At 72.9% G+C, this 12427-nt stretch carries 9 protein-coding genes; 5 read left to right on the top strand and 4 right to left on the bottom strand.

Translation table 11 applies throughout. From position 1 onward, the window contains the following. Positions 1-409: 409 nt before the first annotated feature. Both C3492_RS27455 and C3492_RS44790 read left to right on the top strand, forming a co-directional pair. The gene (locus tag C3492_RS27455) at positions 410-895 is read left to right on the top strand and encodes a roadblock/LC7 domain-containing protein (protein ID WP_219822097.1); all 486 of its coding nucleotides are present in this window, start codon (positions 410-412) and stop codon (positions 893-895) included. A 228-nt stretch (positions 896-1123) separates the two neighbouring features. Next, positions 1124-1285 (top strand): DUF6924 domain-containing protein, encoded by a 162-nt coding sequence (locus C3492_RS44790; protein WP_181140573.1) that lies wholly within the window; start codon positions 1124-1126, stop codon positions 1283-1285. A 160-nt stretch (positions 1286-1445) separates the two neighbouring features. Here C3492_RS44790 and C3492_RS27450 read toward each other — a convergent pair whose 3' ends face one another. Next, positions 1446-1733, bottom strand: coding sequence for a WhiB family transcriptional regulator (locus C3492_RS27450; RefSeq protein WP_103815031.1), 288 nt, complete (start codon positions 1731-1733; stop codon positions 1446-1448). A gap of 650 nt (positions 1734-2383) precedes the next feature. Continuing rightward, entirely contained in the window at positions 2384-3334 is a 951-nt protein-coding gene (locus C3492_RS27445) for an NmrA/HSCARG family protein (RefSeq protein WP_103815029.1), read from the bottom strand. 636 nt (positions 3335-3970) lie between these two features. Between C3492_RS27445 and C3492_RS27440 the strand changes: the two genes are divergently transcribed. Next, the gene (locus C3492_RS27440; RefSeq protein WP_258055915.1) at positions 3971-6955 is read left to right on the top strand and encodes an AAA family ATPase; all 2985 of its coding nucleotides are present in this window, start codon (positions 3971-3973) and stop codon (positions 6953-6955) included. Between the two features lie 214 nt (positions 6956-7169). Here the strand turns inward: C3492_RS27440 and C3492_RS27435 are convergent, their stop codons facing one another. Both C3492_RS27435 and C3492_RS27430 read right to left on the bottom strand, forming a co-directional pair. Next, on the bottom strand, positions 7170-9416 hold the full coding sequence (locus C3492_RS27435; RefSeq protein ID WP_258055914.1) for a helix-turn-helix domain-containing protein: 2247 nt from the start codon (positions 9414-9416) through the stop codon (positions 7170-7172). A 381-nt stretch (positions 9417-9797) separates the two neighbouring features. Continuing rightward, positions 9798-10682, bottom strand: coding sequence for an NADP-dependent oxidoreductase (locus C3492_RS27430; RefSeq protein WP_103815027.1), 885 nt, complete (start codon positions 10680-10682; stop codon positions 9798-9800). 145 nt (positions 10683-10827) lie between these two features. Here C3492_RS27430 and C3492_RS27425 point away from each other — a divergent pair, with 145 nt between their 5' ends. Further along, positions 10828-11232 (top strand): helix-turn-helix domain-containing protein, encoded by a 405-nt coding sequence (locus C3492_RS27425; RefSeq protein WP_103815025.1) that lies wholly within the window; start codon positions 10828-10830, stop codon positions 11230-11232. A gap of 123 nt (positions 11233-11355) precedes the next feature. After that, positions 11356-12354 carry a hypothetical protein gene (locus tag C3492_RS27420; protein ID WP_103815023.1) on the top strand — a complete coding sequence of 333 codons (999 nt, stop codon included), beginning with the start codon at positions 11356-11358 and terminating at the stop codon, positions 12352-12354. Positions 12355-12427: the final 73 nt, after the last annotated feature.

The raw sequence follows: 12427 nt of genomic DNA, 5'->3' as shown, positions 1-12427 counted from the left end.
CGCCTGCCGACACGAACCGCGGCCACCTGGCCCCGTTACCGGGCGAGGTGTTCACTGGGCTCCGGCGGCGGGGCCGGACCTGCCTTGTGGGCCTCGTCTTCCCACGGACGCAGCATCCCCGTCGCAGCCCGCCCTGGTGCACCGCGCCATCGACTCGGCGGAGCACCGGCTTGACGACTCGGGGAAGCCGCGCCGGCACGTCGACGCCCAGCGGTCGGCGCGGAACACCGCACGGTACGCCCAGCGATGTCTACGCGTCGACCGCCGCGGCCCCCCGACGCGCTGACGATCCCGGCCGACAGCGGGCCCGGTGTTCCGGCCGGGCTCCGCAGCCGGAGGGCGCCGGCCTCCGCGGCAGGCACCCCTTTCCCGCACACCACCAGCACCTCGCACGCGAGGGGGACCCCTGATGATGTCCGTACTCGACCCGGACCGGACCGCCGGCCTGAACCGGCTGCTCGACGACGCGGTCCGGCGCGGGCCGCGGGCCGGCCACGCGATCGTGCTCTCCGCCGACGGCCTGCTGCTCGCGTCGTCGGAGGGGCTGGGCCGAGATCGCGCTCGGCAGTTGTCGGCCGTCGCCTCAGGCTTCCACGGACTGGCCCAGGACACCGGTCGCCACTTCGGCGGCGACACGGTGCTCCGGACCGTGGTGGCGATGGAACACGGCCGTCTCTTCGTGTGCGCCGTCGGCGAGAACGCCTGCCTGGCCGTCCTGGCGCCGGAGGGCGCCGACATCGAACTGGCCGCCTCCGGCACGACACGCCTGGCCGGCCGGATCGCTCGGTACCTCGACGCCGGCCCCTCCCGCCCGCTCCGTCCGCGGCCGGCTGACGTCCTGCCCGAGTCCCGGCCGAGCAGCGAGGCGGCGTCCGCGCGCGGCCGTACACGCTGATACGGCGGCACCCCCCGCTCACCGCGACACAGTCGGCCTCGTCACCCGGTCGTGGCGACGGTGTCGTCCCTGTACGCCCGGCAGGCGCGCAGCCGGAGCACGGCCGTCGGCGGAGCCCGTGTCAGTGACGCACGACGATCGACGCCTTCCGCACCAGCCGGCTCCTGTGCGCCGACCGGCGCGGGCCGAGGCTGTGCTGATCACCCTCCGCGAAAGAGGGTGGAGAGAATGCGAACCCGCAACGGCATCGATGCCCGCAACGACTTCGACGCCCTGGTCGTCCGGACCGACTTCGACGACCCCGAGGCGTGGCGCGCCGTGCGGGAGGGCGTGGCGACCGACGCCGCCGACGGGCGGGGATCGCGAGAAACGTCGGCCTGCCCGCCGTAGCAGAGGACCGGTACCCGGCGGGTGGTCCCCCGGCCGGGATCAGTCACGATGACGCCGAAGGTGCCGTTCGCGTCCTCGTCGGTGTGCCGGCAGGCCGCCGCCCGTGACGCGACCGCGGCCGTTCGCCCGGTCGCACCGCGCACCGGAGCCGTCCGCCCGGTCAGGCCCCCTGCGGTTCGGTCCCCTCCTCCTGCCGCCGTCTCCGGCGTATATCGCCGAGCGCGCGACGACGTCTGAGACCGCGGTGTTCGCTCTCGCTGAGGCCGCCCCAGACTCCGAACTCCATACCGGTGTCACGTCCCCACGCCAGACAGCGTTCGACGACGGGGCAGCCCTGGCAGACCGCTTTGGCCTCCTCGATCTGCAGAAGGGCCGGCCCGGCATCGCCGACGGGGAAGAAGAGTTCTGGGTCGTGTGTGCGGCACGCCGCGTGATGACGCCAATCCATGGTCGCTTTCCTCGCCGTGCGGGCCCGTGCGGTGCCTCGTCCCTGGCCGTGCCGGAACCCGTGGTGCGCCCTGTGCGGGCCGCGCGCGGGTCCCGTCATCGGTCTCCGGTCCGCGGGATCCGTCGGGCTGTCGTCGTGTCAGGTCCGCCGCCACCGGGGCCCGGAAAGGTTTCGCCCGGACCAACAGGGCCAGGTCGGTGGCCGGCGGACCACTCAGCGAGCCTAATCAGCCCGACGCCGACGCGCATTCGATGTCACGGCACTCGACGGCGCCGTGCCCGTGAGGGGCCGCGGCGGACGGTGATCAACGTCGGCGGTCACGGTGGCCGCCACACGGTCCGCGGAGGCTCGCGCGGTGCATCGAGCCGAGCGGCCGTGACGGGCCGGTCACGCATCGGCGGCCAGGAGCGCAGGGAGCGTGCGGCGACATCGCCCACGTCGGATGTCGTACGCGTGCCGTACGACATCAAGGCAGTCCCCGCCCGCCCGCGAAGGCGTCCGGTGGCCAGGGGCCAGGGTGGCCCCACCGGTCCGTGTGTACAGCCCCGAGGCACGGCGGCCGGCCACCACGCACGCCCGACGCCGCTCCCGTACGGCCGTGGCCACGTCGAGGCGTTCCCTCGCGCGGGCAGCCGCCTGCTCCGGGTCCGTCAGCGCACCTCGATCCTGGCCGCGTTCTCGGCCAGCCAGTTCTCGAAGCTCCGCAGTGCCGGGTTGATCGCACGCAGCCCGGCGAGATCGCGGGCCGTGGTGAACTCGCGGTCGAAGTCGCCGTAGTACTGGAACATGTTGCCGATCTCCCGGGCCGCCGGAGTGCCGAGGGCGCGGAAGGCGTCGTAGGGCACGGACCGGAAACGGACGGGCTCGCCGAGGGCCGCGCCCAGCTTCTCGGCGTACTGCGCGCCGGTGAGGTGGTCGCCGGCCAGACAGACCGTCTCCCCGACGAACCGTTCGCCGGCCTTGAGGAGGGCGTGAGCGGTGCGGCCGATGTCGGCGGCGTCGACCAGGGCCAGGCGCTTGCCGTCCTCGAACGGCATGGTCACCGTCAGGACGCCGTCCTCGGCGCGGCGCGGGGCGAGGGGGCCGAGGAAGCCCTGGTAGTACGAGGTGGTGCTGAGGAACGTGGTGGGGACGCCGGCCTCCGTGAACAGGTGGTTGCCCGCGCCCTTGGCGTCGAAGTGCGGCACGTTGTAGCCGCCTTGGAGCACCGGCATCCGGTCGTCGTCCAGGGGCAGCAGCTCGCGGGTGTCGTCCAGGGTCGACCAGATCACGTGCCGCAGGCCCGTCGCCCCGGCCGCTCGGGCCAGGACGCCGATCTCCTCGGTCTCCTTCGCCGCCGAACCATGGGCCCAGAAGTCGGTGACGAGGAAGGCACCATACGCGCCGTCGAGCGCCGCGTGCACCGTCGGTTCGTCATGGAAGTCCGCCCGGACCACCTCGGCCCCCAGCGCGGCGAGCTCCCTCGCGGCGGGCGAGTCCGGGGTCCGGGTGAGCGCCCGTACCGCGAATTCCGTGTCCGGGTCGGCGAGGATCGACCGCACGACACCGCCGCCCTGAACTCCCGTGGCACCGGCCACCGCTATCACTCTGCTGGTGCCCATGGCGGCAGTCCTCGTCGTCGGGAAGGAGCGGGTGGGGGATGTGCCAAGGACGCTAGGCGCGGTGTCCCGACGCGTCAACGGTGGTGGGTGGACGTGTGACGTCCCCTGACGGCGCGGTCATCCCTCGGTGAGCGAGTGCAGAGCGAGTGCAGGAACGTACGCGCCGCATCCAGAGCGTCGTCGTCGGCGGCGTCACCGAGGGAGACGACATGACGGCTGTCGGCGTGTCATCGTGAGGTCACGGATGTGCTCGCCTTCGAGTGCCGGTCCGGACGCGGAGGTTTCGTCGCCCCGCCGCCGGCCCGCACGGGCCAACCCGGTGCGTTCCGGTCAGGGACTCGCTCACGTGCGCCGGGGCGTGGCTCTCCACGGTGCCCCGCCGGTCGCGCGCCCGAGGGCCTGAGGCCGCCGCGGACCAGGCGACGGACGCGGCCACATGTCGGCGCGCCGGCTGCGCCTCCCCGGTCACCCGGTCTGTCCCGCACGGCCCACGGCCCACGGCCCACGACCGACGGGCGGCGGGCCGTTCGGCCGGGGCAAGACTGCATGCGGTTCTGCCTGGTTCCCTGCCGGTCCTGCTGGTTGGCTGACGACGAGCCTCCGGGCGCGTTGCCGGAGGGAAGGAAGGAGAAGCCGATGGTGCCGCTGCCCACGGGAACGGCCGACCCCGGCCCCGGGCGCGAGAGCGTCGCGGTCCGGCGGCGCGTCGGCCGTCCGGCAGCAGGGCCCGGCGGCCGGACGGCGGACGGCCTGCGGCTCGTGATGGGCTGCGACGACGCGTTGACCGGGAGTGAGTTGACCAGGAGTGCGTTGACCGAGGGCACGGCGGCCCAGGAGCGCGAGCGGGACCTCGCGGGCCCCGGCCCGGAGCGGCCGATCGGCCGCGAGGCGGAGACCGACCGGATCCTGCGGCTCCTGGACGCCTGCGGTGACCAGCCGCGGGCCCTGCTCATCGTGGGAGAGGCCGGCACGGGCAAGACCCACCTGCTCCGGGCCGCCGGGAAGGCCGCCGGAAGCCGGACCCGCGTCCTGTCCGCGCAGGGCTGGGAGCCGGAGTCGACACAGCGTTTCGCCTCCCTGCACCAGCTTCTCCTCCCGGTCCTCGATGAACTGGACACCTTGCCGCCAAGCCACCGAACGGCCCTCGGTCCGGTCCTCGGTCCGGGGGAGGGCGGGGTGCCGCCGGACGGCGCGGCGCTGCGCCTCGCGGTGCTGGCGCTGGTCGACCGGCTCGCGCAGGAGGGCCGGGTCCTGCTGGCCGTGGACGACATCCAGGACTGTGACCGTGACTCGATGAACGTCCTGCTGTTCGTGACACGGCGGCTGACGAACCCCGCAGTGACAGCACTGTTCACGGCACGCGGGCAGGTTCCTCCGCCCTGGGTCCCCGGTGACCTCCCCGTCCTCCCGCTCGGGGAGCTGCCCCCCGGTGCGTCGGCGCGGCTCCTTGACGCCCAGCCGGGCGCTCCCACGGGACGGGCCAGGCTCGAACTGCTCCGGAGAGCCGAGGGCAACCCCTCTGCGATCGTCGAGCTGTGCCGGGCCGGGTCGTCGGCGCGGCGAGAACCGGGAGAGGCCGCCCGTGTCCAGCAGATGTTCGGCCCACGGATGTCCGCGTTGCCGCACGCGACACAGCGGGCGCTGCTGTACGCGGCGACCGCTTCCCCGTACGAGGACCTCACCACCGTCATGGCCGCGGTGGGTGAGCACGACCTGCGGGTGTGGACCCCCGCGGAGTCAGCGGGGCTGATCACCATCGCCGGTGGGCGGCTCACCTTCCGCAACCCGCTGGTCCGCATGGCCGCGCTCCTGACGCACTCCGTACGACTGCGGCAACGGGCTCACCGGGAGCTGGCGGCCTTGAGCGGCCACTCTTTGCACCGGGCCCGGCATCTGGCCGCGGCAGCCGTTGGTACGGACGAGTCGGTGGCCATGGCCCTGGAGGAAGCCGCCGTCCCCGGTCCGCGAGCGGTCTCGTGCTTCGACGCGGCGAGGGCGCTGGAGGAGGCCGCGGACCTCACCCCCGCGGGCGAGGACCGGGCCCGTCGCCTCGCCAAGGCGCTGTTCGCCGCGAGCTTCGTAGGGGAGCCGGAGTGGGTACGGGACCTGTACGCCCGCTTCACCAGGGAGGACCACGATCCGGAGCTGCGGTGCGCCGCGGTCTGCGCCATGAGCGGCGCGCTGTCCGCGCTCTCGCTCCAGCGGGAGGCCTTCGACCTGTTGCTGGGAGTGTGGCAGGACACACCCCCGGCGGATCCGGCGACCGCCCACGCGATGGCCGCCGTCGCCATGGGCATCGCCGCCCAGTCCGGGCTGCCCGAACACCGGGCACAGTTGCCGCGGCTGTTCGACCTGGCGGGCCGGACCGCCCGGGAACGGGGCAGGCGGACGCGGGACGACTGGTTCGTCGCCGAGTTCGCCCAGTCCGACGCCCTCGCGTCCCTGGAGACTCTCGCACGTGCCGGGGTCGAGCTGTCCTCCGGCACCGCCGGTCCCCCGCACGAACCGGCCGCCCTCCGACCGGGATCGTCCAGCGGACTGCTCGGGCTCGTCACGGCCGCCCTGCGCGCCCATCACGTCGACGAGTCCGACGTGTGCGCCGAGCTGGGCCGGCAGGCGCTGGAACCGCTGCGTTCGCGAGGAGCGGTGGGTCTGCTGGCATGGATTCTCCCGGGCCAGGTCGAATCCCTCCTGAACCTCGGGCGGTGGGCGGAAGCCGGGAGACTGATCGAGGAAGGCGGTGCCCACGCCGCCGTCCACCGGCTGACCCGCCTCGGACTGGACCTCGAAGCGCTGGGGGCGATCCTGCGCGCGCTCCGCGGGGAGAGCGTGCCTGAGCAGGAGTTCCCCGGTAGCGGATGGGCCGCCGTCAGCCTGGACGAGAACCGGGCCACCCAGGCGCGCATGCTGCGGGCGTGCGGTCTGACCGCGATGACCCTCGGGGACGCGGAGGGCGCCTACCGGCACTTGCGGTCCCTGTTCACCGACGACTGCGCACCCCTCGACCCGTTCCTGTCCCCCCGTTGCGTCGCCGAGTTCGCCGTCGCGGCGCAGCATGTCGGCCGGCAACATGAGGCGGCGCGCGTCCTCGAAGAAGTCCGGCGAGGGCTGGGCCCCCGTCCGACCACCCGGATGAGGCTGCTCATGCACCACGCGGCGGCCCTGGTCGCCGAGGACACGCACGCCGAACGCCACTTCCGGCTGGCGACGGACGATCGCGAGGGGGACAGGTGGCCCCTGGAGCGGGCCCGGGCCCGCCTGCACTACGCGATCTGGCTGCGCAGGCGAAGGAGGCCGCGCGAGGCGCGCGTACAGCTGACGATCGTGGTGGAGGTCGCGACCCGTCTCGGCGCCCGTCACCTCGCCATGGTGGCTCGCGGTGAGCTCCGCGCCACCGGGGTGCCCCGCCGGGCCGCCGTGTCGAGTCCGCTCACTCTGTCGGAGCTGACCTCCCAGGAACAGCGGATCGTGCGGCTGGCCGCCCGTGGTCTGTCCAACCGTGAGATCGGCGAGCGGATGTTCCTCTCACCGCGCACCGTCAGCACGCACCTGTACAAGGTGTACCCCAAACTCGGCATCAGCAGACGCCACCAGCTCCGTGACCTCGTGCCCAGCGACTGAGGGACCCGTCGACGGGCCCGGCCCGCCGCCGGCGGACGGACGTCCAGGCGGCCGTATCCGAGGGGGAGACAGGTGACTGCCGGGAGGGGCGGGTGCCCGATGAGCGCGCCGAGACGACAGAGGGTCACACCGGCGGCCCGCGACGGCGGGCGGCGCCCGGCGGGGGCACGGGCCGCGGCGGGCACGGCCGGCCCGGGCGCCGCCGCGCGTCCCGTCACCGCAGCGAGTCGAGGAGCGTTCGCGCGGTCGCCAGGTCCTTTGTGTGTGCCGCGTTGCCGAGAGCGACCACCTGGCTGAGGCAGGAGCGGGCCTCCTCCGTCTCGCCCAGTTCGAGCAGGGCCTCGCCGAGGCGGGTGAGCGCGAATCCTTCCGCGAAGCCCGAGCTGGCGTGCTGGGCGTGGACGAGGGCGGCGCGGTGGTGTTCGGCCGCCTCCCGCCACCGGCCCAGGGCGGCGTAGTCGCTGCCGAGCGCGCTCGCCGCGTGGGCGCGGTTGGAGCGGGCCACGTATCCGTCGATGGGGCAGTCGGGTGCGTCGAGGAAGGCGGCGATGCGTCCGTGCTGGACCAGCGCCTCCTCACCGCGGCCGAGCAGCCGCAGACAGTCCCCGTGGATGCCGGTGGCCTGGAGCCAGCCCTCGTGGTCGCCGGCCGCTTCGAAGAGAGCGACGGCGGCCAGGGACTTGTCGGCGGCTTGCTGGACCTCCCCGAGGCGCTTGTGTGCGCCTGCCGTGTACGCGACCGTCCATGCCTGCTGGGCTGTGTCACCGGTGCGGCGGGCGTACTTCAGGGCCTGTTCCAACTGTTCGAGGGCTCGCCGGTGGTTGTGCTGGCAGGTGCCGAGTGCCCAGGCGTGGTAGTTGAGATGGGTGGCCCGCAGCCGTGGGTCGTCGAGTGCGGCGGCGGCCTGGCTGGAGAGGTGGAAGACCTCGGGCCAGTGTCCCCAGTACACCCACAGGTCGGAGAACCAGTGCATGGCCTCGGCGGTTTCCACGACGCGGGTGTGTTCGTCCCGGGCGGCGGTGGTGCGCAGGGCGGCGAGCCATGCCGCCGCTTCGTTCTGGAGCCAGGCCCGTGCCTGTTCGGCGTTGTCGAGGGGGACGAGGCCCTGCCAGGAGGGGGGTGGGGCGCCGTAGCCGGGTTCGAACCAGCGGCCGGCGATCACCGCCGTGTCCAGCAGCCAGGTGCGCAGCCGGTCCTCGGCCGTTCGGCGGTCGGCTGGTTCGTCCTCCTCGGTCAAGCGGGCGCGTGCGAACAGGCGGAGCAGGTCGTGAAGTTGGTAGCGGCCGGTGAAGGAGGTCTGGAGCAGTCCTGCCTCGACGAGTTCGTCCATGACTTCTGCGGCCTCGAACACGGTGGTGCCGGTGAGGGCGGCTCCGTAGGCGGCGGTCATGTCGGGGCCGGTGACGAGGCCGAGGAGGCGGAGCATCCGGGCGGCCTGGCGGGTCAGTTGGCGGTAGGAGAGCATGAACGCCGCTTCCACGCGCACGTCGCCCGCGGCCAGGGCCCGCAGCCGGTGTTCCTCGTCCGCGAGCCGCCGTACCAGATGGGTGACCCTCCAGCCCGACCGGACCGTCAGCCAGTTCCCCGCCACCCGCAACGCCAACGGCAGGCCCCCGCAGAGCGCTGCCACCCGTGCCACCGCCTCCACCTCGGCGTCCGCCCGCTCCTCACCCAGGATCCGGCGCAGGAGTTGGACGGCTTCGGTCTGTGTCATCTCCGTGAGCGCGAGGCGGTCCACGGCCTCCAGTCCCGACAGGGACCAGCGGCTGGTGACGAGGACCAGGCTGCGGCCGGTCGCGGGCAGCAGCGGGCGGACCTGTCCTTCGTCGCGTGCGTTGTCCAGGACCACCAGGCACTGGCGCTCGGCGAGCAGGGCCCGCAGCAGTCCGGTGTGGCCCTGCGCGTCCTCCTCCGCGAGCCGCCGGTCGGACACGCCCAGCGCCTTCAGCAGTCTCAGCGCGGACTCGGTGGGAGCGACAGGACCCTCCACGCCGTGCAGGTCCACCACGAAACACCCGTCGGGGAACCGCTCCGTCAGTTCCGCCGCCGCCTTCAACGCCAGGGTCGTCTTCCCGCACCCCGGCGGACCCCACAGCACCCACACCGACCCGTCACCGGTGGTGTCGGCCGTCTCCGCTGCCTGCCTCAGCCGTTCCAGCTCCGTCGCACGCCCCGTGAAATCCCGCACGGACCTGGGAGGCACAGCCGAACCGGTCACCGCCTCGGCACGCGTCGGACGCGCCAGCCGAGCCGCCGACAGCAGCGTCTGACGGTCCGCTTCGGCGAGTCCCAGCCCCTGCGCCAGGGCCGCCACGGTGCGTCGCTGCGGAACCCGGCTCCGGCCCCGCTCCATGTCGCTGATCGCCCGGACACTCACCCCCGACGACTCGGCCAGTTCCTCCATCGTCAGACCGGCCCCGTGCCGCAGACCGCGCAGCACGCTTCCGAACGGCCCTTCCACGGCCCCAACCCCTCCCAGACTCCGGGCGGACGAAACAATACGGCGCCGGGCGGGCGGCCAGGGCCGGCGTCCGACCGCCGGACGACGCGGCCGAACGCCGTGCCGTCCGAGGTGTGGGCGGCCCGTACCCGGCCGTCGGGTCCGAGCGGAACGAGTCACCCGGCGACCTGGCCATCACGGTGACCACTCGGCGATCGCCGGCGCACAGGCCTGCCCGGCACCGTTGCTCCCGTACGGCCGGACGTCGCGGGCGGCTGCTCGTCCCGCGGCACCCGCCGGGACGCGGTGGTCGGGCTCGGCCACCGCGCATCCGTGCACCGCCTGGCACAAGCCGCCTCGCGTGCCGCACCTGACGCGTCCGGCACCACCATGTCTCCTCCGTCAGGGCACCAGTACCAGCCGGCCGCGCAGTCCACCCTCCGCGAGCCGGGCGTGGGCCTTGGCGGCGTCGTCCAGAGCGAACGTCTCGGCCACGCGGAGGGTGAGCACGCCCTCGTCGACCAGCCGAACCAGCTCCGCCAGCCGCGCTCCGTCGGGACGCACCAGGACGGCCGCGGTGCGCACCCCGCGCACGGAGGCGGGCTCGGCCTGCGGGATGACGCCGACGTAGGCGCCTCCGTCGCGGATCCAGGGCAGAGCCGCCTCTCCGAGGACCGCCGCGTCCAGGACCGCGTCGTACGACCCTCCGCCCCCGGTGGTGAAACCGGTGGCACCCAGGGACCTCACGAGTTCCTCGTCGCTCTCACGGGCCAGCCCCGTCACCGCGATCCCGCGGTGTGCGGCGAGTTGCACGGCGAATCCGCCGAGGGCGCCCGCAGCCCCCGTCACCAGCAGCGACTGTCCCGGCGTCAGCTCCAGCACGTCCAGGGCCTGAACGGCGGTCAGCGCGTTCAGCGGCAGGGTCGCGGCTGCCACCGCGTCCACCGTCGCGGGTGCCTTCGCCACGGAGCCCGCGTCGAGGACGACGTACTCGGCGTGGGTGCCGAGCGGCTTGGCCATGCCGTAGTCGAGGGCCACCACCTGGTCTCCGACGTTCCACCCGTCGGCGTCACCGGTCGCCTCGACCGTCCCGGCGACGTCCCAGCCGAGGCCGAGCTGCTGGTTCTCCCCACCGAAGGCGCCGGAGCGAATGCCCGCGTCGATCGGGTTCAGCGCCGCCGCCGCGACCTTGATCCGCACCTGTCCGGCGGACGGCTCGGGCACCTCCGTCTCCGTGACCTCCACCACCTCGGGCCCGCCGAAGCCCCGCACGACTGCTGCACGCATGACAACTTTTCCTGTCTGGTGAACTTACTGAGTGACTACGTTGTGTTCGGCCTGTTGGTTCGTCTGGCCGACATTGAGCGTAGTGACGTTACTATCCATGCGGAAGTAGTTACCTGAAAGTGCATATGTCCCCAGGAGGAGAGTCATGACGATCCCGGCCGAGGTGCCGCAGGGAGAGCGGGCCCCCATCACGTACGACGCGTTCCGCTGCGGATGCCCCACCAACCAGTTGCTCGGCAGGCTCAGCGACAAGTGGGTCAGTCTGGTCGTCGCCGCCCTGGCGTCCGGCCCGCTCCGTTACAGCGACCTGGCCCGCACCATCGTCGGAGTGAGTCCGAAGATGCTCACCCAGGTGCTGCGTTCCCTGGAGCGTGACGGCATCCTCACCCGCACGGTCACCCCCTCGGTCCCGGTGCGCGTCGACTACGCCCTCACCCCGCTCGGTGAGAGCCTCGCTCTGCTGTTGACCGCGGTGAAGAACTGGGCGGAGACACACTTCGACGAAGTGTGCGCGGCACGGCAGCGCTATGACGCGGAAAACGACATATAGTGTCGCGGTGTATGTCGCATGTTACTTAGCGACATGGCAGTGATTGACATCACTAATCTGACAAACTGGTGACCAGTGATGTCATGCCCTCGATCGCTCATCACTCCCGCTTCAGGAGGACTCATGGACCAGTCGGACCGCGATGCCGCCCACCGTCGCAGAACCGTGCTGACCGCGGGCTTGGGCGCCGCGGCGGCCCTCGGGTTGTCAGCCGGAACCGCCGACGCCGCGCCGGCCGCCCACCCCCGGCGAACCGCCCGGATCCTGGGCCGGGAGGTCGACGTCACGTACGCGACGCCGGAAGTGGTGCGGCTGTTCGCGTCCTACTTCGAGGCGAAGACGGCGAGGGACGTGGACGCGACCATGGCCCACTTCGCGCGGAACATGACGTACATCGACGCGACGCTGGGATGGGCCTGGTACGACTGGCAGTCGTTGTACGACCTGTTCGCCAAGTTGATGCCGACGTGGCCCGCGAGCTCCGCGTCCTACCCCACCCGCATCCTCGGTGACGCGAGCAGCGCCCTGGTCTGCTTCACCGACACCCCGCAACTGTTCGGCCACGAGATCCGCCCCCTGGGAGCCGTGAACTTCCGGAACGGCAAGATCACGCGCTGGATAGACTACTGGGACGGGCGGGCCTTCACCGTCGCCGGCATCGAGCAGGAGCGCACACCGGCCGACCAGTTCCCGACAGACTTCGCGGAGGCGGCGGTCGGGGAGACGGCGTCACCGGTGATGCGGTCGACCGTCCGGAGGCTGAGTCACGCGCTCGGCACCGGCGACGCCGCGCAGGCGACCTCCCTGTTCCACCCCGACGCGGTGTTCGAGGACCAGGCCCTGCACCTGAGCATCACCGGGCGCATCTCGCTGGAGGCGTTCCTGACCTCGGCGCTCGGCCTGCTGCCCTATGGCCGGGGCGCGACGGTGCGGCACGCGGTCGGCAGCCGCAGCGGCGGAGGGTACGAGTGGGTCAACGCCTCCTCCGCGGCACCCCGAGGCATCACCGCGCTCTCCCTCGACGCCGCGGGCCTGATCACGCGTCTGACCACGGTCTGGGACAGCTCACTGTGGTCGGTCGACGCGATCGGCCGGGCACAGGCGGCCGGCATCCCGCGGTGAACAGCGGCCCCACGGTGAAGCCGGCTCCCGCGAGACGGCGCCGGCGGGGCATCCCGGACGCGGTGCCGCCCTT

It is taken from the genome of Streptomyces sp. Ru62, from assembly GCF_002920615.1.
Taxonomy (GTDB): Bacteria; Actinomycetota; Actinomycetes; order Streptomycetales; family Streptomycetaceae; genus Streptomyces.
This window is presented reverse-complemented; position numbering and strand designations above follow the sequence as displayed.

Bases quoted from the DNA above. Each gene is read 5' to 3' on its own strand.
- C3492_RS27455 (WP_219822097.1), top strand. From the start codon at position 410: ATGATGTCCGTACTCGACCCGGACCGGACCGCCGGCCTGAACCGGCTG.
- C3492_RS44790 (WP_181140573.1), top strand. From the start codon at position 1,124: ATGCGAACCCGCAACGGCATCGATGCCCGCAACGACTTCGACGCCCTG.
- C3492_RS27450 (WP_103815031.1), bottom strand. From the start codon at position 1,733: ATGGATTGGCGTCATCACGCGGCGTGCCGCACACACGACCCAGAACTC.
- C3492_RS27445 (WP_103815029.1), bottom strand. From the start codon at position 3,334: ATGGGCACCAGCAGAGTGATAGCGGTGGCCGGTGCCACGGGAGTTCAG.
- C3492_RS27440 (WP_258055915.1), top strand. From the start codon at position 3,971: ATGGTGCCGCTGCCCACGGGAACGGCCGACCCCGGCCCCGGGCGCGAG.
- C3492_RS27430 (WP_103815027.1), bottom strand. From the start codon at position 10,682: ATGCGTGCAGCAGTCGTGCGGGGCTTCGGCGGGCCCGAGGTGGTGGAG.
- C3492_RS27425 (WP_103815025.1), top strand. From the start codon at position 10,828: ATGACGATCCCGGCCGAGGTGCCGCAGGGAGAGCGGGCCCCCATCACG.
- C3492_RS27420 (WP_103815023.1), top strand. From the start codon at position 11,356: ATGGACCAGTCGGACCGCGATGCCGCCCACCGTCGCAGAACCGTGCTG.